The sequence below is a fragment of the Trichocoleus sp. FACHB-262 genome, assembly GCF_014696035.1.
Classification (GTDB): Bacteria; Cyanobacteriota; Cyanobacteriia; order FACHB-46; family FACHB-46; genus Trichocoleus.
The window spans coordinates 115,409-141,487 of the sequence record NZ_JACJPK010000034.1; the positions used below are offsets into that span (position 1 = coordinate 115,409).

Below are 26,079 nucleotides of genomic sequence, written 5' to 3' on the forward strand. Positions count from 1 at the left end.
GCCCCTCACAACCCGCTAATCTCACACATAATTTAGAACAGCTATAGAAACTATTCATTCATATTGCGGTAAGTCGCAACTGCCGAGGGAGAAATTCGGTTGAGGTAACGGAAGATCCAGTACTTAAATACCGTATCCAAAATTACTGGAAAAGTGGCAATAAATAGGAAGATAAAATCGTGGTTTTCTGGTAATCCTAAATGCCTGGAAACCCCCCCTAAAATTACCTCCCAACCGTGGGGAGAGTGAAACCCGACGAAGATATCTGTAAACAAGATAATGATAAAAGCTTTAGCGCTGTCACTCAGCCCATAAACGACTTCATCCATAAAGGCTTTGACGACTGCAATTTCTCGCTTACTGGCGGTGATCACACAAGCGAAAGCAATCAAGGATAAAAGATCAGCAAAGACATTCTTAATCGCATTGGCACTGCGATCGCTATATTCTCTTGCCAGTTCTACCGCTCTCTCTCTGACTTGGGTTTCAATGTCTTCTCCAGTCAGTCTTGGAGCAGTACCAATTAAACTCTTGAATTTCAGCCTTTCCTCAAATTTTTGCAGATCAATAAAGGCCTCTTCCTCCATATCTGGATTCAAGAAGATCTCGGCAGATTTATGATCTCTAAAGCGATCGACGACTGGCCCAATGAAGAAGTTTTTAGTAACCTGCTGGGTGAGTAGAGGAATCAGAATAACTAATAAAATAAACCGAATCGAGATAATAGTTCGCGCTTTAGTATTGCGAAAATTCTCTACTACTTCTGCTTCTGATTTAGGGTCTAAATCTCGCCTCAAGCGGATAAAAGTTCTCAGAATCGATCGAGGAACAATATTCGGTCCTTCTGAGGCTTTATCAACTTTAGTAGCGGGCGCAGGTACCGTAGATGAACGGACCCACTCATTTGTATTATTTGGGTTCTCCACTCTTGTTGGCAGAGTTGGCGCTACAGGCACCAAGGAAGTAGTAGGTGGAGCCTGAGGGATCGGAGCAGGACGTTGTGGGCTGTAGCGAGCTAAAACTTCATCAATAAACCTTAGCTTTTCGAGGATAATAGCTGCCTTATCTCTCGCTTCATACGCTAACTGTTCAGGAGAGTTATTAGTAGATTTAAAACCGTTGGTCGTTTGATTAGAGAGATCAACGAATAGGCGACTTGCTTTAAATTCGGTCAGCCTAAATCTAGCAATATTGAGGTATTTTCTCAGCTCGGCTTGAAAGTAGGAGGAAACATTACTGCTAAAACCATCTGAGCGGACAGAGATTCTGTTTCCCTGAAAGTGCTCATCTTCAATGGCTTTGATCATGAGAGCAGCATCGTAGGCTTGATCTAGGGATCTTTCAGGTGTATTGAACAGCCAACTGCTGGCAGTAAGTACATAGTTTCTCAGTTTTGCCAACGTAGACGTTTTCATAGTGAAAAGTTTTTCACAATCTCCTATGCTTTTGAATCATTCAATGCAGTTTTTTGGCAAAAACTTATTCCTAAATTCATGTCAAGTCGCTGCAATCAATCAAGCCAGTAATATGGACAATGAAGCGGTATATAGATTCGCTATTCTAACTCTATAGGCTGTAAGAATCTACACTGATCTACTGACACTTTAAAGTGGCGATCGTCACTTTTTAAGCTGATATAGCAGTCCTAAATAATTTATCAGGTCGGTAGGATGCACCTTTCACAACCCCTTGGGATTGCTCTAGTCTTGAGCTTAGCGTTTAACTTAGCATTCGTAGCATCTTCACGAGTCTATGTCTATTCCCGAGACCTAACTACTTCAGCTTCATGCCCCAGCCTGACAAAAAAGTTATAAGCCTACAGCTCATTTGACTCAGTTACTTGACTAGGTACCGAAACGTAAGTTTGAAGCCAGGCTTGCATTTCCTGAACTAGCCACTCTTGTTCTGCGGCTGCTAAGCCGAGGCCAAAGAGATGGGTTTTACCGAGTGCTTGCAAAGCAATCCTACCTAGAGCCGCTTTTCTGACCTGCTGAATATTTCGCGTGGGTTCATGCTGCCAGCGATAGCTCATCCCCCACAAACGAGACTCAATCGCCAAACAATGCTGAGTTAAAGATAGCGACTGCTGACCTTGGATGAGTTGCCCTAGCTGCATCGCCTCCTGCCCTAAGGAAGTAAAGATACCCAACCCAGCTAGGAAAAATGCGTGTAAGAACAGAAGAAATGGCGTGCTAACGACCAACGGCAGCATCGTTTCTGGAAAGACAGCCAGAGGAGCTAGGGGCACAACAGCCAGCACCGCCAGCCAGAGCGGTAAAGACAGCATCCCCATCGTTAGTAATAGCCTGCCACTGAATCGCGCTGAGGCAGACCAATCTGCTGTAGGAGCGATTTCAACTTGAAAGGTGGTAGAAGACTGATGGATGCGAATTTGACTGGTAGCGGGTGGGGCTACGATCGCCCTCTGATCTGTAACAGTAGGAGCTACCAAGCCTACCGGATCAGCGATCGCCTCTACACGGGGTTGAGCCGCTAGAGCTTGTTGAGCCGTTAAAAAGCGTTGTTCTACGGCAGGGGCGATTAGGGTATCAATCCACTGAGTCCAGGCAGGACTGAGATCGCTAGGAGCCTGAGCCTGCCATTGCAGCCGCAAATTTTGCTGAGGTAAATCAGCCGGGTCAACGCCTGTGAGCAAATGCACTAAAGTTGCACCCAATGCGTACAAATCGGAAGCAGGGACAGCGCGACCCCCAAACTGCTCCATCGGGGTGTAGCCGTAGGTGCCTACGACTGTGAAGCTACTACCTGGGGCGATCGCTTGGTTTTGTCCAGAACCAAAGTCCACCAGATAAATTTGCTGTTCTGGCGTCAGGATCAGATTGCTGGGCTTGAGATCCCGGTGTAATAAAGGTGGGCACTGACTGTGCAAATCTGCCAAGATTTCGAGAACTTGGCTAGCAAATCGGTGGACTTCAGTTGCCGTAAAGCGATACCCCTGATCTAGCAACTGTTGCAAAGAAGTGCCAGGGATATAGTCTTGGACAAAACCAAACCAAGCCACACCTGCTACTGGTTCCAGCGAAAACTGCATATGGCAGCGAGGCACTCGTGGATGGTCAAGTTGTTGCAAAATCTGGGCTTCGCGCTCAAATAGCTTCCAGTTGTCCCATTGCAGTTGCGGGTTGAAGCCTAGGAGCTTGATTACTACTGGTTTTGGGGTTTCTGTGGCTTGGTTAGATGCCAAATCGATCGCTAGCCACGTTTGGCGGGCGGCATTTTGCTGGCTGGTCTGCCCTGATGGTTGCCCCAGCGGTTGTTGGAGTTGATAGCGCCCCTGGAGAATTTGTCCAGCCTGCATGATTGCGTCGTGCCTGTATAAAGCCACTAATTTGCTTTTGCCAGTGCCGCTGATATTAGTGCATGGCAGCTTTATTCTAGACGTTGCGCCCTTACAGGGGGGGCTAATCGCTGGAATCGTGCCTTGATGAGCTGGTTAAAGTTTGGCTTACCCAAAAAAGCTAGAACAAAACTCAGTCCTGGCCCCGACGCTTGGTGTCCATTGAGATCCCCAAGAAATTTTGCGATCATTGGATCAGGCTATGTGATGGAGCAAATGCTGTACAACAGCTTGTAGCTCGCACTAATGTAGTGCTGTAGGGCTTGTGACTGCTTCCAATTCAACGATTTGCTTTTTAGAAGACAAATTAGGTTGATGTCAACGGTTTATACCACAGAAGATTTGCTCAGGATTTTGGCAGAGGAGTACCGCGCTTGTCTCAATGGTCAGCGGCTCAACTTGGCTGCCACTGGTGCGGAAGCGAATCCAGTTGTAGCTCCATTCCTCAATACAGAAGCGATTCAAAAATTTAGTGCCTACCGAGACTTCCGGGCTGCGGTGCATCGCTACCAAATTGAGCATCAAGTCTCTGGAATTGTCTGGCGACAATTAAGCGTGCAAGACCAAACCTTGGAGTTTCCGGAAGTGGCAGAGCAGCTTGTCGCGCTCCCTAGTGATGTGGCAGTACTCAAGCAAGCCAAGCCCAAAATTTTAGATTTTTGGTCTCAAGTCACAGTTGGGATGGATTTTTATTTAGTGACTAATCACGGCAAAGAGAGCGATCGCATTACTGCTAGCGAGGTTCTGCCGATTGCCCAGCGAGCCGATTGGGTGGGCCTCAGCAAACACGAGCGCGTAGACTTCCTGCAAGTCATTTTGCAGCTCGGAGCCAATCAACAGCCAGCAACTTCTTATCCGCAAGGCTGGCTAGAGCTAGGAAGTGACTTTATCTGCGCCGTCAATCCAGGTCAAAATCCAATTTTTTGAACCGGGCCATTTTTTGAGCTAGGAGGGTAGCACTTCCCTTTCAGGCAAGAAGTTTAGTCACGACTGCTACAAAAAGGCTAAGTTTTAGTTGATGCTCACAAAGCATCATTGTCGCGATCGCCAGCCAAATTTTGATGAAGATGAAACCTGCGCTGCTGAAAGTTTTGCTCAACTCCAACCCAGTCTCTAAAAGTACGCTTTCCCGTTTCCTACCGCTGGTAGGGATGAGCATGCTACTACTGGGCAGTTGCACACCAGCAAGTAGGCTTTTACCCTCGCAGCCGCGCACAGAGCAAGGAGTAGGCAACGTCAAGAATGAAACTCCTGACCGTCCGCTGACTCCCACTGCTGAAGACACCAACTTTGTTGTAGAAGTTGTGGAGCGGGTAGAACCTGCGGTCGTGCAGATCGACACAGCGCAAAGGGTAAGAAACCGAGCCCCAAGTGGCTTGAATGACCCTTTTCTGCGAGAGTTTTTTGGTGGGCGACCAGAAGCACCGAGAGAACGAGTGATTCGCGGGTCAGGTTCTGGTTTTGTCATGAGTGCTGACGGCCAAATTTTGACCAATGCTCATGTGGTTAACCAAGCGGATGTCGTGACAGTCTCCTTCCCAGGCGGGCAGAGCTATGAGGGCAAGGTGTTAGGAGCGGACCCAGTGACAGACATTGCTGTCGTCAAGATTCCGGCCACCAATCTGCCCACGGTAGAAATGGGGAGTTCTAAAAATGTCCGGCCAGGGCAGTGGGCGATCGCGATCGGCAACCCCTTAGGCTTGCAGGAAACCGTAACCTTAGGAGTCGTCAGCGCCACCGATCGCTCTGGCAGTGATATTGGAGTCTCAGACAAACGCATTGGCTTTATCCAAACCGATGCGGCAATTAATCCAGGCAATTCCGGCGGGCCATTGCTGAATGCTCGCGGTCAAGTGATTGGTATCAACACGGCCATCATTGGCGGCGCTCAAGGCATTGGCTTTGCCATTCCGATTGATACAGCGCAACAGATCGCCCAAACCCTGATCACTCAAGGAAAAGTTCTACATCCTTACCTGGGTGTACAACTGGTAGCCCTGACCCCGGAAGTGCGAGAAAAACTAGAGAGCCGCAACATTCAGATTCCAGCTGAGGAAGGGATTCTAATTCTGCAAGTAGGACCCAATTCGCCCGCCGATAAAGTGGGGATTCAGCCAGGAGACGTGCTCCAGCAAATTAACAACCAGCCTGTCAGCTCACCTGATGAAGTCCAGCGCTTAGTCGAGCAGAGTGGCGTGGGGCGTCCATTACCGATTCAACTTCAACGAGGCGATCGCTCCTTACAAGTCTCCGTCGTGCCCGAACCTTTACCTGCCCCCACCGAGTAAGTGCTGCGCCCAGTTGCTACAACGCGATCTCTACTTAAAACTTTGCGATCGCTCCTTCCTGGCTCTGCACCAAGAAACAGCGATCGCAAACATAAATGACAGTCAACAACTAGTAAATGACTCGGTTAAATCTAGAAATTAGCCCTTGGTTCTGCGAACGTGGTCGAGAATTTGTTGCTTGCGTTGGTCCGAGTTTTGCGAACTAGGCTGGGTAAATTTTCCAGTACTGCGAGCTAGATGCTCCATAATCCGTTTCTTGCGATCGTTTGAACTAGTAGCCATAACAATGGGTGAACGCTGCGGTTTCCAGAAGGTTTGCTTCTCCATTGTTAAGGATTTTTAATGATTCGTGTCAGCAGTTGAAGCTTTTCCAAGGTTTAAAGGAGCCAAACAGTCTGAGCTATTCTGGTTCCTGGCCTCTGGCTCTGAATTAATAGCTCAAGTTAGCGCCATTAAAGTGAGTGCTAAAAGCTACATTCAAATTCTCCAAAGCCTTGACCAGCCACTCAACTCCATCCGTGGTGTGTCTCTGGTAATGCTGGAACAAGATAGCGAACAGTTTTTCTAGATAAGACTTAGCGCCACCACAGAACAAGACAATCTTCAGCAACAGCCCAATCGTGGAGGTCACTCCCATGTTACTCATGAGATCGACTAAAACAAAATGCTGAACTTGGTCAGAGTTATTCACCACCAAGAAGTTAAGGAGTTTACGGCAAGTGCTAACAATCAGTGAATGATTGAGCGCCTCAGTATGGTGGTCTGGCAAGATGTTTTGCAACTGGGCATACAACTGGTCGTTAAAGTAGCGCTTGCCATAGCGAGGATCGATCGCGGCAGTTAGATACTCATAAAAGTCATCTTTGAATTCGTGATAAGAATGCGCGGTACGGCTGTAAGTCGTAAACTGCTGAGCCGCATTTCGATAAGTGCCACCCGCAAACTGCTTTAAGGCCACATCCAGCTCTACATCACTTAGTAAAGTTGGGTTTTTGGCTGGTACTACAATCAGGCGATCGCCCAGGCCATCTCCGACGCGGTTTAGTTTCCCCATGCCTTGAGACTGACGAATTTGACCAATGATGTACTTGGACAAATCTAAGTCAAACTGGCGCTGCCGCTGGGTTCTCAGTTGCCGAATCACTTGCTGTTGCTCTCCCCCACTTCCGGTTGTCAGCAAGCAGTGATCATATAAATAGGGATAACGGTGAATCAGGTCTTTCAGCGGTTGGTTGCCTACAGAAGTACAAGGCTCTGGCGGTCTCTGCATTACCTGTGACAGAAGCTGTAAGGCCGCATAGAGATCGGTTTGCACAAAGCGCTGGGCTAACTCTTGCAGTCGCTTCGCAATCCGACAGTAGACTTGCTTGGGCGCAATATCAAAAAGAGCGACTAGCTCTGGAATCGCGGCCTGAGTCCGGGGTTGCCACTGCCAACGGTTAATGCAGATATAGCAACAGCGATTTAGAATAAACGGAAAACTGTGCTCGGCTAGGTCGGAAGCTGCTAGCTGCTCCACCAACTTTTGCATATCTGCATCTGGATAGCCCCTGCCATGAATGAATAAGCAACGAAACCGCTCGATCAATTGGCGAGGCGTTTCTGCTTCAGCACATTCCAGCAAGTGATTGTAGAGCTTTTGCTCCTGTGGGCTAATCATGTGGTTCACTTTGGCTAGCACCTCCAAGTCCAGATAGAGGATAGAAAAGACTGGGCCGAAACATGCTTCCTGAAGTAGCTCAGCCAAGCTAACGAGATGAGGCAGATCTTAAAATAATTGTTAAAAGAAACTGTCTTATACAGGACAGTTTCTCAATCGTCTACGGCAGGAGGAAGTAATTACCAGCTTAAACATAGAATTTCTTCCTCAAAACCCCCCGGAGATAGGCCCCGTTTTGCTATCGCTCAGAGCCAGTATTGAGCGCATTTAGGCACTCTCCCCTAGACGCATCTGATCAACGGATAGTTTCATCCTCCTTAGCACTAGCGAGCATCGTGGCCGCTGGATGAAACGCAAAGGAAGGCAGGCGATCGCACTGTTGACTAGAATTCCTCCAGTAAGGCAGCTAGTTAGTGAGATAACGAGTGCCCCAAGGTTGAAACTGGGCGGCTAAGAGGGCGGTAGCTCCTTCAGGATCTAGGGGTTTGGAGAACAAATAGCCCTGACCATACTCGCAGTTCAAGGCTTGCAGCTTAGTCCGCTGAGCAGCGGTTTCCACACCTTCGGCAATCACATCCATCCCCAAGGTATGCCCCAGCATGGTAATAGTTTGAACAATGGTGGCATCTTCGCTGGTATCGCTCATCCGACTCACAAAAGAGCGGTCTACTTTGAGCGTGTCCACGGGGAATCGGTGCAAATAGCTGAGTGAAGAATAGCCCGTACCAAAATCGTCAATGCTTAGGCGTAGATTCAACGACCTGAGTTGCAGCAGTAGCCCAATCGTTGATTCCACATCCTTCATGGCTACTGTTTCAGTAATCTCCAGCTTGACGCTGTGCCCATCCAAGCCATTCGTATGCAAGATTTTTTCAATCCGAGCCGCTAAATCAGGTTGAGCAAACTGGCACCCAGAGAGATTAATGCTGATCATCAAGGGAGGATCGCTGGGAAATTGATCTTGCCAGTGACGTAACTGTTGGCAGGCTTCTTGCAAAATCCACTGTCCTAAGGCCACAATTAACCCGGTTTCTTCGGCAACGGGAATGAACGCGGCTGGAAACACCAACCCTTCCTGAGGATGTCGCCACCGAACCAGCGCTTCAAACCCAACAATTCTGCCTGTTGCGAGCGATACGATCGGTTGATAGTGCAACTGAAATTCTTGCCGCTCCAGACCACGACGCAGATCTGCTTCTAGCTGAAACCGTTGCACCACTTGTAGGTGCATCCCACTGGCAAACACTTCGTAGCCGCCTTTATCGGAAGTTTTGGCTCGGTAGAGAGCAGTGTGAGCATCCCGTAGCAAGTCCTCTGATTGATAGTTGTATTCCGCTTCGCTCAAGGCAATCCCAATGCTGACGCTGGTGAAGACGGGCTGACCGTTCAATCGGAAAGGAGGTATCATCACCTGCTGAATCTGCTCAGCGATCGCGGTCGCTTCATGCACATCTCGCAGAGATCTGAGCAAGATGGCAAACTCATCTCCGCCTACGCGGGCCAATAGATCGTGCGATCGCAGGCAAGTTCGCACTCGTTGAGTCGCATTCACCAGTAAGCGATCGCCCATCTGGTGTCCCATAGTGTCGTTCACCACCTTGAAGCGATCCAAATCTAAAAACAGAACCGCTAAGCAGGCTTCTGCTGGGGTAGACCCAAGTTCAGAGTTGGCTTGACTGCGTTGCAAATCTCGCTGCAACTGTTTGAGAAACAGTGTGCGGTTGGGCAACCCTGTGAGGGTATCGTGTCGGCTGGCGTAGAGCGCCCGATAAGTCACGATCGCGCCTCCAGTCATGACTAAAGCCAAGGCAGGTGGCACAAAAGGCACCCAACCGACTTGCGCCACAATGAAACAGCAAACGCCAAAACCGCTGCCAATGGCGATCGCACTCGCCAACCCCAAAGCTAACGGGTGCCGCAAACGCCACGCTAAAAGCCCTCCTGTCAGCGCCCAACCCCAAATCCACAGAGCCTCCCCCCATTGAGGCCAAAACCAAAACAGTGAGCGATCGCCATTGGCAGCATCGAGAATTTGGCTGACGGCTTGCGCGTGAACCATCACCCCTGGCATCTGCCGCTGTTCACTCGCCACTTTGCTATAAGGGGTATAAATCAAATCTTTGACGCTGTTAGCAGTCGTCCCGATCAAAACAATTTTGTTTTTGACCCAACTGGGATCTAGCTGCTGCTGCAACACTTGTTGTAAAGTGACTTGCCGAGCGGGTTGGCTAGCCGAACGATAACGCAGCAAGAATTGGTAGCCACGGGCATCAATCGTTTGGTAGCCACCTGAATCTGCTTGCAACTTGGGAAAAATCGCTTTACCTAGCTGATATTCTTCTGTCTTGGTCAATTGTTCGAGTGGGTTAGAGCAAGGGCTGGGAGCTGACGCCACAGATTGTTGTTGGCTGTTCTGGCTGTTCTGGCTGCTTTGGCTCGTTGCAGTTTGAGGTGGAGCACAACTGCGCTTGAGATAATCGACAGCGAGTTGGAGCGAGAATGAGGTGAAACTAGTCTCGCTGTCATCTGCAGTAAACATCAAGCTCCGGCGCACCACTCCATCTGGATCGGTCAGGAGATCGTTAAAACCAATGCGCTCTTCTGGAACTTGAGGCGGCGCTGATACTCGCTCGCTTTTGTTGTTCCCCAGGTAGGTAATGGCAAACACATTAGATTGTTGCAACTGCTTTGCCAAAGCCTGCTGCCCCGGAGCCGTAGAGATATCGCGAAAAATGTCTAACCCGATGGTGCTGGGCTGGTGTTGCTGGAGGTTGGCTAATGCCTGCGCTATTACCTGATCGGGAAGTGGCCACTTACGGCGATCGCTAATATCTGCTTCGGTAATCGCAACGATCAACAAACGGGGATCAACGCCACGATCTGGTTGCAGCCGAATCATTTGATCAAACGTTACGAGTTCCAGGGATTGCAACCAACCCAATTGCTTGATACCCCATAGCCCTCCAGTCACTAGCAAGCTAGCGATCGCGATCGTGGGCAGTCCGGGAACAAACTGCGATCGCGCCCTCGCACTGGCTTGGTTCGCCTGTTGCCACCATCGTGGTTGCCACCAGTGACTAATCACCCTTTGCTTAAAAGCTTTCCACATAGCACAGGTCTTCAAGCGAATTAAGGAACTGATTTCAATTAAGGCTGAATCGGTGCTAAGCCAAGGACTAAAGCTATTTGTGTGTTTTGCTCACAACCTGCTCGAATCTAACTCAACCGACACAGCTAGGCTATGCGTGATCTCGACAGTTTCGCGGAAATGGGATGCAGCGATGGTTCTGCTCCGTTGGTAATTCCGGTTGGTAATCAGGTCTGGGTAGGCAATTAGGATATTGTCAGCACTTAGACTCAACGCTCTCTGAGGTCAATCCTGCAAGTGCAGACTGTAGGAGACGGTAACTTATTATTTCTGAGCCAAACGCGGCATTCAGGAAGTTCTATCGCAAGGAAAAAATCAATTACAGTGCCACGGTGAAATAACAAGTATTTGTACTTTAGACGGCCTAACCTAGCGAAAACCGATTGAAATCTCCAGTCTTTTAACTTTAACCACCTCTAAACTAAGAATGCTGTAATTCTCTACACTCCACGAACCATTCAGTCCTGATGGAGTAGGTTGATTCCGTATCTATATCCAGATCTAATAACCAGATCTAGTAAACTGAATCCCGACCGAAAAACGGTTCTGGCGTGTCCTAGACACTGGAGAAGTATGTTCTACCCAATTCTGCCGCCCGAACTACCTCTGGCCGCTGCTGCCACTGCTGCCCAAAGCGCCCCAACTGCAAAAGCGATCGCGCTCAGTTCGCCAACGCTGCCCCAAAGTACAGCGATCGTTCCGCCTGCTAGGGCTCTGGCTGGCCCCAGTGCTCCTGAAACCTTTGGGCCTGAAACAATCACTAGCAGCAATACCCTGACTAGCCCTGAGGAGACTCAACTTCTAGCGCAGGCCATTGTTCCGGCGGGAGATGGGGTAGGAACTGTCGTCACACCGAGCGGCGATCGCTACGACATTACTGGAGGACAGCGTTCTGGCGACGGCAGCAATCTCTTTCAGAGTTTTAGTCAGTTTGGGTTAAGCCCAAGCCAAATTGCCAATTTTCTCGCAACTCCTGACATTCAGAATATTCTGGCGCGCGTGGTGGGAGGTGAAGCTTCTTGGATTCAAGGCTTAATTCAGGTCAGTGGCAGCAATGCCAATTTGTATCTGATCAATCCTGCTGGCATCATTTTTGGTTCCAACGCCAGTCTTAACTTGCCTGCTGCTTTTACGGCGACCACCGCAAATGCTGTGGGTTTTGGCGACCAATGGTTCAACGCGGCGGGCAGCAACAACTATGCAACTTTAGATGGCAACCCCACCAGCTTGGCCTTTACGATGTCGCAACCAGGGGCGATCGCGAATAGTGGCAATTTAACGGTCGGTTCAGGTCAGCCGCTCAGCTTGATCGGGGGCACCGTGGTTAACACCGGAAACCTGACAGCGCCAGCGGGTGAAATTACCGTCGCGGCTGTCCCAGGTCAGCGTTTGGTGCAACTAAGTCAATCTGGAAGTCTACTGAGCTTGCAAGTTCAGCCTCCGGCTAGCGCCAACTCAACCGCTTGGACATTCCCGATTCCGACGTTGCCAGAACTACTCACAGGCGGCGACGGCAGCAATGCTACCCAGATCGGTGTAAATGCCAATGGTCAAGTTAGGCTCAGCGGTTCTGGCGTTGGGCTGGATGTGGCTCCGGGAACTGCATTGGTCGCAGGGAAACTGGATACGGCTGGGGCGGTAGGCGGCACAGTGAGAGTGTTAGGCGATCGCGTCGGTGTAATTGGCGCAACCCTAGAAGCATCGGGCACGACAAAAGGCGGCAATATCCTGGTAGGTGGCAACTACCAAGGCAAAGGCCCCCTGCCCAATGCTGCTCGCACTGACATCAGCTCTGGCACGGTTTTGAATGCCAACGCTAACCAAAACGGAGACGGCGGCCAAGTTGTAGTTTGGGCAGATGGCACGACCGGATTCTCTGGCAAAATTAATGCGCGGGGTGCAGGTACGGGTCAGGGCGGATCGGCAGAGGTTTCGGGTAAGCAAACTCTGCTGTTTCGTGGGGAAGCAGACCTCAGTGCCCCTCAGGGCCAGACAGGCACCCTGCTGCTCGACCCTATCAACATTACAGTCGTGGCGGGGGCAGGTGGCCCAGATGATGCTCAACTAGCCGATGGGCAAATATTGGCAGGAGATGGCGGTGCCGCTCTTTTCACCATTTCCGAGGCAGCATTGGAAAGCTTGGCAGGTAATACCAATGTGGTTTTGCAGGCGACCAATAATATTTTGATCAACCCGCTCTCTGATACAAATCTCAGCTTTGCGATCGGTGTGGGTGCCATTACTTTCACTGCTGATGTCGATGGCGTGGGAGGAGGTTCCTTCTCCATGCCAGCTAACAACACGATTCGGACGGGTGGGCGATCGCTGACCATTTCTGGAACTGATCTCAACCTGGGTAATATTGACACCAGCAGCACCACCACGGGGGGAGCAGTTCAGTTATCCGCAACCAACACCCTCAGCGTGGGGGCAATCAATACCTCTGCTAGTGGTTTAACGACACCGACTGGGGGACCAGTTAACCTGAGTGCCATTAGTGATATTCGCTTCGATACCATCGACAGCCGCGGCATCAACCTGGGGCTGGGCGGAGGAGCCGGGGGAGATGTCGCGATCGCCACGACGAGGGGGACAGTGAGCGGGTTGGTGGCACTACCGAATGGAGCCACAATCGATGCCACTGGCTCGGCTGACAATGGTGGGGTAGCGATTCAAACGGCGGGCGGTGCCGCTAATCTTCCGTTCACTGTCAATGCCGGAACTCCACTCAATGGTCTTTTAGGAACGGTCAATGCGGGGACTGCTCCTTTAACGACAGGAAGTTTTCCAATTTTAGCGACGGGTGGTTTAGCCAGTGGTACACCCAATGGCATCAGCATCACTTCGGTGAATACGCCCCCCGCTCTGGGATCTACCCCCACTCTGCCGAACACCGCGTTTGAAACGCCGATCACTTTCACCTACGCCGACTTAGCTCCTACCTTGGCTGATGTTGACTTAGACAATATGGCGCTGGTGATTAACTCCGTTCCGGCTGGAACCTTGACCGTGAATGGAGTGCCTGTCATACCTGGGACAACCGCGCTGGCTCCCGGTGATGCGTTGGTTTATACCCCTGCTCCGGGGGCCACAGGGCCAGCCACCGCCTTTACCCTCGCGGCAAGTGATGCTGTGTCGCTATCAACTCCTACAGCGATCGCTATCAACATTGGCAGTCCACCGCCACCACCAGAGCCGCCACCAGAGCCACCGGTGTCACCGCTACCACCAGTGCCACCACTGGTACCAGAACCGCCCGTGCTAGAGCCGCCGGTGTCACCACTACCACCGCCCGTGCCAGAGCCGCCAGTATCACCGCCACCACCTACTTCCCGCTCAGAGCTAGCGGCCCCTCTAGAAGGTCCACCCCGACGCTTGTCTTTGGAGTTAGCCAGTTTACCTTGCAACTCGTTGGATTTGGACATTTACGCTTTGGAGGAGCGGCTGAGCCAGGAATTTGAGACTTATCTCAGCAAACCTAGGCGCGGCCCCAACAACAATTTGACTGATATTTGCGAGCACCTGGATTTGGTTGAGCGAGCCACCGGAGTGAAACCCGCAATCTTGTATGCCACGTTCGTGCCAGCGGCTCTGCTACCAGGTCAAGCCTTAGCGGCTAACCCTAGTCAGCCTCAACCGCGCGACGACGATCAACTGGAACTGATTCTGATTACGGCCAAGGGCAACCCAATCCGCCAGCGCATTCCGGGGGCATCACGAGCGAAAGTGTTACAGATGGCGCAGCAGTTTCGCGACGACCTGACGGACCCTGCTAACCGCGATACGACAAATTATTTGCCAGCGGCAAAACAGCTTTATCAATGGCTTGTGGCCCCTCTGGAGGCCGAGTTGAAAGCCAGAAAAGTGGAAAATATTGCCTTCATTATGGATGAGGGGCTGCGATCGCTGCCAATTGCGGCGTTGCATAGTGGGCAGCAGTTCTTGGTGGAGCAATATAGCTTGGGCATTATGCCGAGCTTGAGCTTGACTGAAACACTTTACCAAGGTTTGAAGCAGTCGGAAGTGCTAGCGATGGGAGCTTCTGAGTTTCAGGACCAAAAACCGTTGCCTGCGGTGCCTGTGGAGTTGTCAGCGATTCAAGCGGGCTGGGCGGGACAATCGTTCTTGAATGAAGCGTTTACGCTGAGAAATTTGGAGGCACAGCGGCAAAAACAACCGTTTGAAATTATCCACTTGGCGACTCATGCGGAGTTTCAGCCAGGTAGCCCTAGCAACTCTTATATTCAGCTTTGGGATCGGAAACTAAGTCTGACTGATTTACCTGAGTTGGGTTGGAATGATCCGCCTGTGCAGTTGTTGGTGCTGAGTTCTTGTCGGACGGCATTGGGCGATCGCCAAGCAGAGTTAGGGTTTGCGGGGGTAGCGTACCAAGCGGGGGTGAAGTCGGTGCTGGCGAGTTTATGGGCGGTGGATGATGAGGGGACGCTGGCCCTGATGACGGAGTTTTATCAAAAACTCAAGACTGCACCGATCAAGACGGAGGCGTTACGCCAAGCTCAGTTGGCGATGATTCGCGGTCAGGTTCGAGTAGACCGAGGTAAGTTGGAAAGTGCTAGTGAGAGTGTGACGCTGCCGCCGGAGTTAGCGGAGTTGGGCACGAAGGATCTCTCTAATCCTTACTATTGGTCGGCTTTTACGATGATTGGGAGTCCTTGGTAAGTGCCTACTATGTTCGTGTTGGACGGGTAAAGCCTGTTCAACACAACCCCATCTATCTACAGTTGTGTCCCTTGACGAAAGTCAAATGCTTGGGGGCGCTTGCCCCCAAACCCCCGCTGAGGGACGGTTGCGTCCCCCAGACCCCCTCCAAACGAGTTTTGTTGTGGGTGTTTCGATGTTTATTCGTTAGACATGTTTGTTAGTCGCGAACTATCTTTTTTTAGTCGCCGATGGTGACTTGGCTGGTGTCTACGTCTGTGGCTCCGTTGATGGTACGGGCGATCGCGACCATTGTTTGCAGTTCTTGCTCGTTGGGGGCTGTACCTTTGAGGACGATGGTGCTGCCTGTTTGAGCGACCCAGAGGGTTTCGATGTCGCCAACGTTGGGGTCGCGATCGAAGGCTTGAGCGACTCGCTTGGCTAAGCCGCTTTGGTCATATTCGCCGTTCAATCCAATTCGTTCGGGCGGAATGGTTTCTGGGACAGGAGCGGCAGTCTGTGTAGGTGCTGAGGTAGGAGCGGATGGAGTTGCTGCGGGTGCTGCGGGTGCGGCAGCGGCTTTGTCTTGGCCAAAGATGCGATCTAACCAACCCATTTTTATTTCCTCAAAATAAACCAAGTGACTCTACAGGAGTTTGAGGAGAAAATCAGGCAAATCAGGGCAAATTAGCGATCGCCTTACCACCAATACTCTAGTTGCCGTCGCTGATGCCCCATTCAAATCTCATGGCTTCAATTGCTTGGATCAAGTTTGAGATTTTAACTGGATTACCTGCTGGGACTAACTGCGGCATGATTTCAACTGCTTTAGTAAAGTCTTCTGTACCGCTGGCATTAGCGGTGTGAAAAACCAAGCGATCGATTTGGGCTAGCCGAGCGGCTAACGTCTGTAGCAAGGCCATGAGGATGCGATTACCACCATAGACTCCACAACCCCAGAATCCGGTGTGGATTACTACTTCACGGGCGGGATCTACATTAAGCTGCGATTCCACGTGGGCGGCGGTAAATCCTGTAAAGGCTGTGCTGAGGATGTATTCAATCTCTTTGAGTTTGTATGTGCCATAGCCGCCCGCAGGTGCTTCCATTGCCAGAATATTGGTGATGGTGGGTGGATTCAGCACTTGGGTTGCTTGTTCAATGGCTGCTGCACTCGCTAAAGCAAAGTTGTTGCCATAAAGACCGTAGGGACGATCGCGCTCAGGGTTAGGATTAGTGGCGATCGCGCAACGTCGCTCAACTCCCATGATCAGGGCTGGTGTGGGTTCGCCATTCTCGACAGCGAGGGGTTTTATGTCAGAGGCTAGCAAGGCTTCTCGTAGTGAACCTAAGGCTGGATGTTCGGACACTTGCATCTCATCTTGAGCAAACAAAGGCCCGTCATAGGCACAAAACAAGTCGTAATGGGCAAAGTTGAGGTACCATTCCACCGCAGAATTGCTAGACGGTAACGGCTCATAACTAAAGTAGTCTGGCCTTGGTTCATAGACCGTTTGAGATTGGGCGGGGTCTAATGTCTCAGGCCAGCTAATCTTGCGCCAGCGAGAAAAGACAATTTGACCCTGATGCACGGTCCCCGTCGGACAGGCTATTTCGTAGACAAGCTGTTTGTTGGGGTCGTAAAAACGAGGTGGAAATGCGGTGACGAGTGTTTGTGCATCGAAGATGCGGCGAGTGATTAGATTGTCGGCAGCTTGTACCATAACTAGAGGCTCAGAATCAAAATGCTTTGCAGGCTAGCTTAACCGCTCTGCTCCCTGTTGCAGTCACATTTAGTTATGAATCAAGCACTTCAGAAACAGCTAGCAAGTGAGTACCAATTAGCTGAAACCACCTATGCGATCGCTGGCAAACAGTTGATCATCTTTAATGTCGCCAACAACTACGAACTTCTAGACAAAATTGACCCCGACGACTTCCAGAAAGACGAGCGGATGCCGTACTGGGCCGAAATCTGGCCTGCTTCGATCGCCTTGGCTGAATTTGTCCTGACTCACCCTCAGTTTCAGCAAGCTTGTTGCTTGGAGTTAGGGTCTGGTGTAGGGGTGGTGAGTGTGGCAGGCGCGATCGCTGGAGCCCAGATGCTCACCACAGACTACTTTACCGAAGCGTTAGACTTTGCCCAACTCAACGCCTCCGCCAATCAAGTCGCGATCGCTACCCAATGGCTCGACTGGCGAGACATCACCCTAACCCAACAGTTCGACTACATCTTGGCGGCTGATGTGCTTTATGAGGAGCGGAATCATGCGCCCATTTTGCAGGCGATCGCTCAACTGCTAACTCCCAGCGGCACTGCCTATATCAGCGACCCCCAACGCCCGATTGCCAAGAAGTTTCTTGAGCTGGCAGCCGAGCATAATTTCCAGTTGCAAACCATCACCAACCCAGTCGCTTGGCGGGAGCTAACGTTGTCAGTAGATATTCATGCTCTGTCGCAGATTTAGTTTCCCTGGCTTCCTCTTCCTACCTGCATCCTGCGTATCCCTGTAGCAGGCTATTTTGAGGTTTATGGCACGATTGGCCTGAATGTACAGCAGCTAGATTTAGTGACAATATCTTAAATTAAGAACCCCAGCCATTCCCGAAAAAGAACTGTACGTTGCTGATTCCATAGGTGGAATACAGTTCAAACGGATAAGTTATGAAATTGAGATCGATTTCATCAATGGCGGGTGGTCTGGTGTTGTCCCTGTGTTTGGCTTTACCAGCATTGGCACAAATAGAAATGGGGACACTGCGAGGCAACCCAGGAAGCCAAATCAACGTGCGATCGCAACCCTCTACTAGTGCACCTGCCCCTAGTTATGGCATACCAGGCGATCGCGTCCAAATTCTGAGATCAGCTCGTGGTACAGATGGTTACGCTTGGCACTATGTAGAGTTTTCCAAATCCAAAGTTAGAGGATGGGTGCGGAATGACTTGCTGATGCTCGACAGGGGCAACGGCAATCCTGTCCAGCGAGTCTCTTTTGCGCCAGGAACTTCTGCTGCCACTGTTAACGGCAGTGTTCGAGGATATGAAACGCGAGACTATCTCTTGAATGCGCGAGCAGGCCAGCGGATGACTGTTGATCTACGCAGCAATAGCACCTATATGCAGATTGCTGTGCTCAGCCCCCAAGGAGAAACCCTATATGTGGGGACGAACTGGACAGGGAACGTACCCAGCAATGGAGATTACTTGGTACGTGTGGGGTTGGTGCGGGCAGAGGCAAGGCGCGACGGTGCAGGCGGCTTTCAAGTAAGCATCGGTATTCGATAAAGATCTGTGGCTTTGGTTGCTAATCTTCGTGTTAGCCGTTGAGCCTTGACTCCTAGACGATCTAAAGTTTGGAGAATAACAGCCTTATTAAGGCATTCTAGGCGCTGGCAAATCTTGACCAGATTGATGCAAAGTTATCTTCTGAGCTTGACCTTGCTCATCTACCTCAAAAGTCAACTGAGCATCCACAATCCTTAAGAAAAAGTGCGTTGGAGAAGTGGGGTAAATTTTGAGTTTTCCCTGGCCAGTAAGCTGAACAAGAAGTTGGTTTGATTCTGCCGTAATCGCCAAAATCTTTTCTGGGGCTAACTGATATTCGCCCACATAACCTGCATAAATCGCCGGATCGATCGCCACTTCTTGATATACCTTAGGCAACTTATAAGGCTCTCCGAATGCGATCGCTGCTAAACCAGCACCAATCTCCGCCACTGCCGCATTACTCACGTTGGACAGCACAATCACCGTTACTTGGTCATCGGGATACCGGGAAATAATCGTGCAGAATCCATCAATGCTACCGCCATGAGTGATATGTTTACGGCCCAATTGCTCAGCCACAATCCAGCCGTATCCGTAATAAACCTTCTCCCCTGCCTCACTCACTGGCACTGTTGGGGCAAACATCTGAGCTTTGGCCCGATCGCTCAACACGGCTTCTGTATCCAATGCTTGGTCCCACTTATAGAGATCTTCCACCGTTGAATACAGTCCCCCCGCCCCGGTTGGCACTGACATATCAATAAACTCAGCATTACCGTACCCTGTATCTGTCAAGTCATAACCAGAGGCGCGATGCGGCAATATATCCCAATCAGTGTCATACCCTGAACTCGTCATTCCCAAAGGTTTAAAAAGGTGCGATCGCACATACTCTGCATAGGGCTGCTCAGAAACCGTTTCTAAAATGTGGGTCAACAAGGTGTACCCAGAGTTGCTGTAACGATGTTGATCTCCAGGTTCAAACTCCAGCGGTTTGTCCTTGAACCAAGCCACTACCTCTGCCACAGACATAGACAGACGTTTTCGGGTTGCATAGTCTGGAAAGGCAGTGTAGTTAGGGATACTAGCCGTGTGATTCAGCAATTGATGAATGGTAATGCGATCGCCGTTCGGATAGTCAGGAAGATAAGAGGCGATCGCTGCTTGCACATCCAGCAAACCCTGTTCTTGTAATTGCAGGATTGCGGCAGCGGTAAACTGCTTTGTAAGCGAGGCTAAGCGAAACTTGGTATGGGTTGTGTTGGGCACGCTATGTTCCAAGTTAGCCATCCCATATCCCTGGCTAAACAGGACCTCTCCTCTTTGTCCTACCAACACCGCCCCCATAAATCGCTCGGTGGCAAAATGAGTGTCTAAGTAGGTCGCGATCGCCGACTGCGAGGCGCTTATATCTGTTTGCCTCGTATCTTGCCCCGTATCTTGGCCTAGATGAGGTGCCATGTCTCCCTCTCGCGAGATCTAGCAGCAGTTCATTCCAGCGTAACAACTCACTCGCTAGGATTTCAAATTACAAACTGCAAATTGTTGCTAGCCCTATCTTCAAGTTCAATCATCTCGAAAGCCAGGGGTATCTTCCAATCGGCTTCTGGCGGTTTGGGAGACGAAGCTAGCCGTTGCGGTGGCAGGTTGAGTAGTTTGCGGCTCTAAGAAGCCTAGGAGCGTAATGGAAGGACGGCTGAAATATTTGGTCCAGGGTTGCAATCTTGGCTGTTGCTGCCAACTCACACGCGAGACGTTGGTCAAGAGGAGCGGCACTTCCTGACCATTGCGCTCCCCTAGCACACTCACGGCAACGGCTGTCGTCTCAGGGTTGTTGGCAAAAGTTTGCTCAATTGTGTTTCGAGCCAACGATTCCGCCTGCTGCATCAAATCATCAAAGCTTTGGTTGCCGACGGTGTTGAGCGTAAAACTGAGTTGTTGGGTTTCCGCTAAAGTTGCAGGAGCGATCGCGCTAAAACTGCCTAAGAGGCAGCAAAAGCCTAAGGCGAGATGCTGCAAGCCAGCTATAGCTCGACAGCGACGAGAATTTGTTTGGGGCTGCAATCGTTTCATTCATCTCCAGGGAGGAAGTTGATTGCTGATCAATCACAACCAACTTCATCACTCACTTCTGCAAAGGTCGGTGTAGCACAGAGGCCTTAATCAGATTAGCAACTGGAGATTAATGAGCCCGTAAGGCTGGGTTAACACGACGTAAATAGATGCACCTGAGCCAACAAAAGCCACCTAGCAGCCGTCATTGGGATTAGCGAACGTAGACCACTCGTGAATCTAAGCCTCGCGATCGCAGGAACCAAGACAAACTTTCTGCCCCAGCCCGAGTCGGAAAAGAACCCGCATGAACATAAGGGCCTAGTTTAGAGCGAGTGATGAAAGCATCAGGAACACATTGCCGCACTGCATCCAAGGTGGCTCGGCTTTGCGAAGGAATTGCGACCACATAGGAATAGCCACTCCGTTGCCCAAGCACGATCACATCGCCTTGCTGAGTGGTATTAAAGCCAGTCACGATGGGTTGACAGGGCAGGTAGGAAATAGGCTGGGCTTGTGCCCCAGAGAGGAGGAAGTTCCAAGTGATCCAACTGCCAACACTTAGGGCCAAAAATCGATTCATCACGCACTCACGCGACTGGGGCTAATTACTCTGAAGTTATCATCCTGTCTGAGTTTTAGAACTAAACTTTTGCCCAAACTTTAGTAACAGCAAGTAAAGAATTGATTAACCGAATTTTTGTCACCCGCGATCGCTCAGAGCTACCCTCGCAACCTGCCCCAGCAGCTTGTACTATACGTAAGGAACTCATCGCCCTAATTGTCTCTCCTATGTCTGTCACCTCGGCTGCTGACTCTAGCTTGTTAACCGCTGACTCGCCATTGTGGCCTCAATTGCTCCAACAACTGCTAGACCGTCAATCTCTAGCAACAGAGGAGGCTGCAACGCTGATGCGTGGCTGGCTGAGCGAGACAATTCCACCCGTGTTGTCGGGCGCAATTTTGGCGGCAATTCAGGCCAAAGGAGTTTCTGCAACTGAGTTGGCAGGAATGGCCCAGGTATTGCAGTCCCAGTCTGCGGCGAGTGGCATGACTTTGCCAAAATTTCCAACGCCCCTGATCGATACCTGCGGTACCGGGGGAGATGGCGCTTCAACGTTCAATATCTCTACAGCAGTGGCATTTGTGGCGGCAGCGGCTGGGGTGTCTGTTGCCAAGCATGGCAATCGTTCTGCCTCTAGCAAAGTAGGGTCGGCAGATGTCTTGGAAGCCTTAGGCGTCAATCTCGCTGCTAGTCCAGAACAGGTGCAAGCGGCTCTACAAAACGTGGGCATTACCTTCTTGTTTGCCGTGGGTTGGCACCCAGCCCTGAAGGGAGTGGCTCCCCTGCGTAGAACCCTAAAAGTTCGCACAATTTTTAACTTGTTGGGGCCTTTAGTCAACCCGCTTAGACCCACCGGACAAGTCATTGGCGTGTGCGATCCTCATCTGGTGGATGCGATCGCTGATGCTTTGAATCAACTCGGTATCCAGCGAGCGACCGTGCTGCATGGGCGGGAAAGACTCGATGAAGCGGGTTTAGCAGATGTGACAGATTTGGCGGTGTTGGCTAACCAAACGGTGCAACGAGTAACGCTAAACCCTCAAGATTTAGGGTTGGAGTTTGCGCCTACCAGTGCATTGCAAGGCGGGGACTTAGCCGAAAACGCTGCGATTCTCAAAGCCGTACTGCAAGGAAAGGGCACGACTGCTCAACGGGACGCGGTAGCTCTGAATGCGGCCTTGGCTTTGCAAGTGGGCGAGCAACTGCCTGAAACGGCTGATCCACTGGAAGCTTATGCCAAAGGAGTCGCGATCGCTAAAGAAATTCTGCAAAGTGGAGCCGCTTGGTCCAAATTGGAGCAGTTAGTAGAGTTTTTGCAATAATCGTCTTTACCCAGTGAACTTCGCAGTACGCTAGAAATCAACAGCTAATGCTGGAAGGTCGTAGTGGATTGCCACTACAAAAGCGAGATCTTTAACTGGGTGAAAGCGATCGCTATGAATACTGAAGAACTGAAGCAGCGCTATCAATCTGGGGAACGCAATTTTAGCCAAACTTACTTAAATCAAACCAACCTGCAACGGCTGAAATTAGGGGCAGTAGACCTCAGCCGCGCCAGTTTGGTTAAGAGCAACTTGCAGAAAGTGAACCTGGAAGATGCCAACCTTGATGGTGTCAACCTGTATCGAGCTAATTTAAGCAAGTCTCGGTTGCAGCGGGTCAACCTCAACAAGGCAATTTTGGGAGAGGCCAATCTGAGCGAAGCCAATCTCCACCGAGCTAGTTTAATTCAAGCGGATCTTTGTGCCGCTAACCTGAGTAAAGCGGTGCTAAATCACGCTCAACTCAGCGGCGCGGACCTAAGAAAAGCCAATTTGAGTCACGCTCGTTTATCTTGGGCCAACCTACGCAAGGTAAATTTGCACCAAGCTCAGCTAGAGGGAGCAGACTTGAGTGACGCTAAATTCTGTAACACCATCATGCCAGATGGCAGTCTCAGGAATGATGATTGCTAGTATTACACCACATTAGACTGGTGGGGTTGCGCTGAGCCAGAAGACTGAGCCAGAGGGTTGAGCTAGAAGGCTTGGCCAGCTATTCTTACCCTGTCCAAATCTAAATTTTGATTTCACTGCGAAAGTTACCATGACAGATTTCAACGACTGTTTAAACCATCGCATCGCCCAAGTTGCGATTGGCGAGTTCCATGCGGGCACCTTTGCCGAAGCGAAACGCCTCTATGACGAAGCAGTTTCAACCTACGGGGAAGGGTTTAAAGAAGCTTATTTACTCCAAGAACAAGGCACTGACAAAGGCATTTCGGTGATTCTTTGGGATAGCGAAGACAGTATGAAAGCCAACGTAAACGATGCTTATAAATCGATCCTGAAAAAACTGCTGCCCCTATTCGTCAGCCCGCCGAGTCTGAGAACCTATGAGGTAGTCAGTGAGGTACGGGCTTCTGAGGCTGAAGAATCCCAGGCTGAAGCATCCAAAGTATGAGTGTGAGTGGCGTTAGCGATCGCCCTCTGCTATCAAAAGCTCTTGTTAAACGGGCGATCGCGTGTCTGGTCATCATCGGCTTGGGGTTATGGCTCACCATTGTCAGTCCCCTGCCTGCTGCCGCTAGTGTAGATGTTGCCAGTGTTTACCAGCAGCGCGATCGCCACCGTTCTGACGGCATCGGCAAAATCTACATGGGCCGAGAGATTGCTCAGGTGATGGGCCACCAGGGAGCCGCTTGGCTAGAGCGTTCGAGTCGCAGTTGGGAAGAGCAACCGCAACGAGTTGTAGAAGCGCTGGATCTCCAACCGTCGGATGTAGTGGCAGATATTGGAGCGGGCACTGGCTACTTTAGTTTTCGGCTCAGTCCGTTGGTGCCAACCGGGAAAGTTTTGGCGGTCGATGTACAGCCAGAGATGATTGACATCCTCAACTTTCTTAAGCAGGAAAACCAAGCAACCAACGTTGAACCTGTTCTGGGCACGGTGCAAGATCCGCATCTTCCTCCTGCTAGCGTAGATCTGGCGTTAATGGTGGATGCTTATCACGAATTTGAGTATCCCCAAGAAATGATGACGGCGCTGGTGCGATCGCTCAAACCCGGAGGTAGGGTGGTACTCGTAGAATACCGAGGTGAAAATCCTCTGATTGCGATCAAAGCGCTCCACAAAATGACTCAGCGGCAGGTCAAAAAAGAGATGCAGGCGGTAGGTTTAGTTTGGCAAGAAACCAAGAGCTTACTACCGCAACAACATCTAATGATTTTTCGTAAGCTTGCTTAGTGCGCGATCGCCCCACTCTAAACCCTGCTTAAGCTAAGGCAGGAGGAATTACCGTTGCCTGGCTAGTAGAGCTGTTCCACACAATCCAACCACAAGTACCCTCAGCTTCGGGTTCGCTCTGGCTGACCTTAAAGTAGAGCTTGTCCCCGGTGCGAGGTTCGATCGCAAAGTCAGCATTTTGAGCATACACCACCTTAAAACCTCGATCTCTGAGGCAATAAGTCGCCCAAGCCTTTAGAGAGTGTTTGGCTGGCTCAAAGGGAATGGGAGGATTGTGAAAGACAGTCTCAATCGCAGCGATCAATGACACAGGACTCGATCCTTTAGAAAACGGCTAGATACTTGCTTGGTTCAGCCAGTTTGTACTAGTTACTTCTTTAGTATCTCCGAGGATGGCTCCGGAAATGAATCTATAAGGTTTTGAGTTGGGAATACTGCCAGTATTTAGGGTGGTAGCGGACCCATCCAATTGGAGAGCCAAAGAGTGTGAAGAAGCCCGTGGGAAAATTCATTCACCAGTTCAGGCAATGGTTACCCACCCTACTGGAAGCTCCTAGCGAGGTGGAGTTTAATAACTACTGGGCGTGGCGACGGCGCTTTCTGTACAAGCGTTTAAGTTTAGGTTTGGGATTGGGGCTACTCTACTTTTCAGGGTTGACAGGGCTGTACCTAATCCAGATGATGTTGGGCGATCGCTCCTTGAATGCGGTTGTATTCAAGAATTTATTGACAGCGTTGAGTATGGCGAGCTGGCTGGTCTGGCTGCAATTGCCTGTCGGAAAGCGCCAGCAAGCGATCGCCTTTCTGGGACTCTCCTGGTCCATAACCATGCTCACCAATGTCCCTTCGGCGCTCGATCCGGTGCTCATTCCGGATCTCAAGGGTTGGACAATTACCTTCTTTGCTCAAGCCACAATTATTCCGTTTCGCTGGCGGCTCCATCTCCTTTCACAACTGGGAGCCTATGCCTTCTTCTTTTCGACCAGTTGGCTTGTGAGCCAGCAGTTTTTGCCTGCCAGCATCTCAGCCACAGGTTTTCTGTTCGACATGGGATGGATTTGTCTCATGTCAACTTTGGTGGTGTATCTCTACGAGCGCCTATCTAAAGCTGAGTTCCAAACTCGGTACAGGCTCAGACAAGAACAGCAGCGATCGGAACAGTTACTCCTCAACATCCTCCCTCCCTCCATTGCCGAGCGCTTGCTCAAACAACAACAAACGATCGCTGATAGTTTCGCGGAGGTGACGGTGCTATTTGCGGATATTGTCGGCTTTACTCAACTCTCAACCCAAATGTCACCGTCTGAGGTGGTCAACCTACTCAACCAAGTCTTCTCCCGCTTTGATGAGTTAGCCGAATATCATGGGCTGGAAAAGATTAAAACCATTGGCGATTCTTACATGGTGGTGGCTGGGCTACCCCAACACCGCATCGATCATGCCTCCGCGATCGCCCAGATGGCCTTGGCAATGCACCAAGCGCTGAAGCAGCTCAACACTCAGACAGGCCATACGCTGGAGATTCGCACTGGCATTCATACCGGGCCCGTAGTGGCAGGAATTATCGGCCTGAAAAAATTTGCCTATGATCTCTGGGGAGATACCGTCAACACCGCTAGCCGCATGGAATCCCAAGGCTTACCAGGAGAGATTCAGGTCAGCGAGACTACCTATGAGTGCTTGAAACAGCAGTATGTTTTTGAGGAGCGGGGCAGTATCGCCATTAAGGGAAAAGGAGAGATGAACACCTATCTGCTGAGAGGAAAATGTGCGCCTGAAGCGATCGCCGTTGAGCAGACAAATTTAATATAACTTTGCGGCTGGCGAGTGACTGGTCCAGGGACTTTGCGTAGCTTT

21 protein-coding genes are annotated in these 26,079 nt (G+C 50.6%); 10 read left to right on the forward strand and 11 right to left on the reverse strand.

The genetic code is table 11. The features are described 5' to 3' along the window. Window positions 1–50: 50 nt before the first annotated feature. Together H6F68_RS06940 and H6F68_RS06945 are read right to left on the reverse strand one after the other, a co-directional pair. Window positions 51–1,415, reverse strand: a complete 1,365-nt coding sequence (locus H6F68_RS06940) for a proton extrusion protein PcxA (protein WP_190557614.1) — start codon at window positions 1,413–1,415, stop codon at window positions 51–53. 401 nt (window positions 1,416–1,816) lie between these two features. Further along, window positions 1,817–3,319: a serine/threonine-protein kinase gene (locus H6F68_RS06945; RefSeq protein WP_199299952.1), complete on the reverse strand. Its 1,503-nt coding sequence runs from the start codon at window positions 3,317–3,319 to the stop codon at window positions 1,817–1,819. Between the two features lie 354 nt (window positions 3,320–3,673). Between H6F68_RS06945 and H6F68_RS06950 the strand changes: the two genes are divergently transcribed. Beyond that, window positions 3,674–4,285: a hypothetical protein gene (locus H6F68_RS06950; RefSeq protein WP_190557616.1), complete on the forward strand. Its 612-nt coding sequence runs from the start codon at window positions 3,674–3,676 to the stop codon at window positions 4,283–4,285. A gap of 134 nt (window positions 4,286–4,419) precedes the next feature. After that, window positions 4,420–5,646 (forward strand): HhoA/HhoB/HtrA family serine endopeptidase, encoded by a 1,227-nt coding sequence (locus H6F68_RS06955; RefSeq protein WP_190557617.1) that lies wholly within the window; start codon window positions 4,420–4,422, stop codon window positions 5,644–5,646. A 138-nt stretch (window positions 5,647–5,784) separates the two neighbouring features. Here the strand turns inward: H6F68_RS06955 and H6F68_RS06960 are convergent, their stop codons facing one another. The 3 genes from H6F68_RS06960 to H6F68_RS06970 form a co-directional block, all read right to left on the reverse strand. After that, window positions 5,785–5,928 (reverse strand): hypothetical protein, encoded by a 144-nt coding sequence (locus H6F68_RS06960; protein WP_190437752.1) that lies wholly within the window; start codon window positions 5,926–5,928, stop codon window positions 5,785–5,787. A 148-nt stretch (window positions 5,929–6,076) separates the two neighbouring features. After that, window positions 6,077–7,306: a hypothetical protein gene (locus tag H6F68_RS06965; RefSeq protein ID WP_190557619.1), complete on the reverse strand. Its 1,230-nt coding sequence runs from the start codon at window positions 7,304–7,306 to the stop codon at window positions 6,077–6,079. Window positions 7,307–7,712: 406 nt separating this feature from the next. Then, window positions 7,713–10,415: an EAL domain-containing protein gene (locus H6F68_RS06970; protein ID WP_190557621.1), complete on the reverse strand. Its 2,703-nt coding sequence runs from the start codon at window positions 10,413–10,415 to the stop codon at window positions 7,713–7,715. 612 nt (window positions 10,416–11,027) lie between these two features. Here H6F68_RS06970 and H6F68_RS06975 point away from each other — a divergent pair. Then, window positions 11,028–15,134 carry a CHAT domain-containing protein gene (locus H6F68_RS06975; RefSeq protein ID WP_190557623.1) on the forward strand — a complete coding sequence of 1,369 codons (4,107 nt, stop codon included), beginning with the start codon at window positions 11,028–11,030 and terminating at the stop codon, window positions 15,132–15,134. Between the two features lie 220 nt (window positions 15,135–15,354). Here the strand turns inward: H6F68_RS06975 and H6F68_RS06980 are convergent, their stop codons facing one another. Both H6F68_RS06980 and H6F68_RS06985 read right to left on the reverse strand, forming a co-directional pair. Further along, window positions 15,355–15,729 (reverse strand): BON domain-containing protein, encoded by a 375-nt coding sequence (locus H6F68_RS06980; protein WP_190557625.1) that lies wholly within the window; start codon window positions 15,727–15,729, stop codon window positions 15,355–15,357. 97 nt (window positions 15,730–15,826) lie between these two features. Next, a complete protein-coding gene (locus H6F68_RS06985; protein ID WP_190557627.1) occupies window positions 15,827–16,837 on the reverse strand; it encodes a hypothetical protein in 1,011 nt (336 codons plus the stop codon). Between the two features lie 75 nt (window positions 16,838–16,912). On the opposite strand from H6F68_RS06985, the gene H6F68_RS06990 reads away from it, so the two are divergent. Then, window positions 16,913–17,581 carry a methyltransferase gene (locus tag H6F68_RS06990; protein ID WP_190557629.1) on the forward strand — a complete coding sequence of 223 codons (669 nt, stop codon included), beginning with the start codon at window positions 16,913–16,915 and terminating at the stop codon, window positions 17,579–17,581. Window positions 17,582–17,778: 197 nt separating this feature from the next. Then, window positions 17,779–18,399 carry an SH3 domain-containing protein gene (locus tag H6F68_RS06995; protein ID WP_190557631.1) on the forward strand — a complete coding sequence of 207 codons (621 nt, stop codon included), beginning with the start codon at window positions 17,779–17,781 and terminating at the stop codon, window positions 18,397–18,399. Between the two features lie 87 nt (window positions 18,400–18,486). Here the strand turns inward: H6F68_RS06995 and H6F68_RS07000 are convergent, their stop codons facing one another. The 3 genes from H6F68_RS07000 to H6F68_RS07010 all read right to left on the reverse strand — a co-directional run bounded on the left by H6F68_RS07000 (window position 18,487) and on the right by H6F68_RS07010 (window position 21,016). Further along, window positions 18,487–19,842 carry a serine hydrolase gene (locus H6F68_RS07000; RefSeq protein ID WP_190557633.1) on the reverse strand — a complete coding sequence of 452 codons (1,356 nt, stop codon included), beginning with the start codon at window positions 19,840–19,842 and terminating at the stop codon, window positions 18,487–18,489. A 105-nt stretch (window positions 19,843–19,947) separates the two neighbouring features. Then, window positions 19,948–20,454: a hypothetical protein gene (locus H6F68_RS07005; protein ID WP_190557635.1), complete on the reverse strand. Its 507-nt coding sequence runs from the start codon at window positions 20,452–20,454 to the stop codon at window positions 19,948–19,950. Window positions 20,455–20,647: 193 nt separating this feature from the next. Then, window positions 20,648–21,016: a hypothetical protein gene (locus tag H6F68_RS07010; RefSeq protein WP_190557637.1), complete on the reverse strand. Its 369-nt coding sequence runs from the start codon at window positions 21,014–21,016 to the stop codon at window positions 20,648–20,650. A 101-nt stretch (window positions 21,017–21,117) separates the two neighbouring features. Between H6F68_RS07010 and trpD the strand changes: the two genes are divergently transcribed. The 4 genes from trpD to H6F68_RS07030 all read left to right on the forward strand — a co-directional run bounded on the left by trpD (window position 21,118) and on the right by H6F68_RS07030 (window position 24,222). Next, window positions 21,118–22,320: an anthranilate phosphoribosyltransferase gene (gene trpD, locus H6F68_RS07015; RefSeq protein WP_399313133.1), complete on the forward strand. Its 1,203-nt coding sequence runs from the start codon at window positions 21,118–21,120 to the stop codon at window positions 22,318–22,320. 114 nt (window positions 22,321–22,434) lie between these two features. Then, window positions 22,435–22,953 carry a pentapeptide repeat-containing protein gene (locus tag H6F68_RS07020; RefSeq protein ID WP_190557639.1) on the forward strand — a complete coding sequence of 173 codons (519 nt, stop codon included), beginning with the start codon at window positions 22,435–22,437 and terminating at the stop codon, window positions 22,951–22,953. A 130-nt stretch (window positions 22,954–23,083) separates the two neighbouring features. Then, window positions 23,084–23,440 (forward strand): antibiotic biosynthesis monooxygenase, encoded by a 357-nt coding sequence (locus H6F68_RS07025; protein WP_190557641.1) that lies wholly within the window; start codon window positions 23,084–23,086, stop codon window positions 23,438–23,440. Further along, window positions 23,437–24,222 (forward strand): class I SAM-dependent methyltransferase, encoded by a 786-nt coding sequence (locus tag H6F68_RS07030; protein ID WP_190557643.1) that lies wholly within the window; start codon window positions 23,437–23,439, stop codon window positions 24,220–24,222. Before H6F68_RS07025 ends, H6F68_RS07030 begins: the two co-directional genes overlap by 4 nt. Before the next feature lie 28 nt (window positions 24,223–24,250). Here the strand turns inward: H6F68_RS07030 and H6F68_RS07035 are convergent, their stop codons facing one another. Then, window positions 24,251–24,532 (reverse strand): hypothetical protein, encoded by a 282-nt coding sequence (locus H6F68_RS07035; protein WP_190549224.1) that lies wholly within the window; start codon window positions 24,530–24,532, stop codon window positions 24,251–24,253. Window positions 24,533–24,708: 176 nt separating this feature from the next. On the opposite strand from H6F68_RS07035, the gene H6F68_RS29595 reads away from it, so the two are divergent. Continuing rightward, a complete protein-coding gene (locus H6F68_RS29595) occupies window positions 24,709–26,034 on the forward strand; it encodes an adenylate/guanylate cyclase domain-containing protein (protein WP_190557644.1) in 1,326 nt (441 codons plus the stop codon). The last annotated feature ends 45 nt before the right edge of the window (window positions 26,035–26,079 follow it).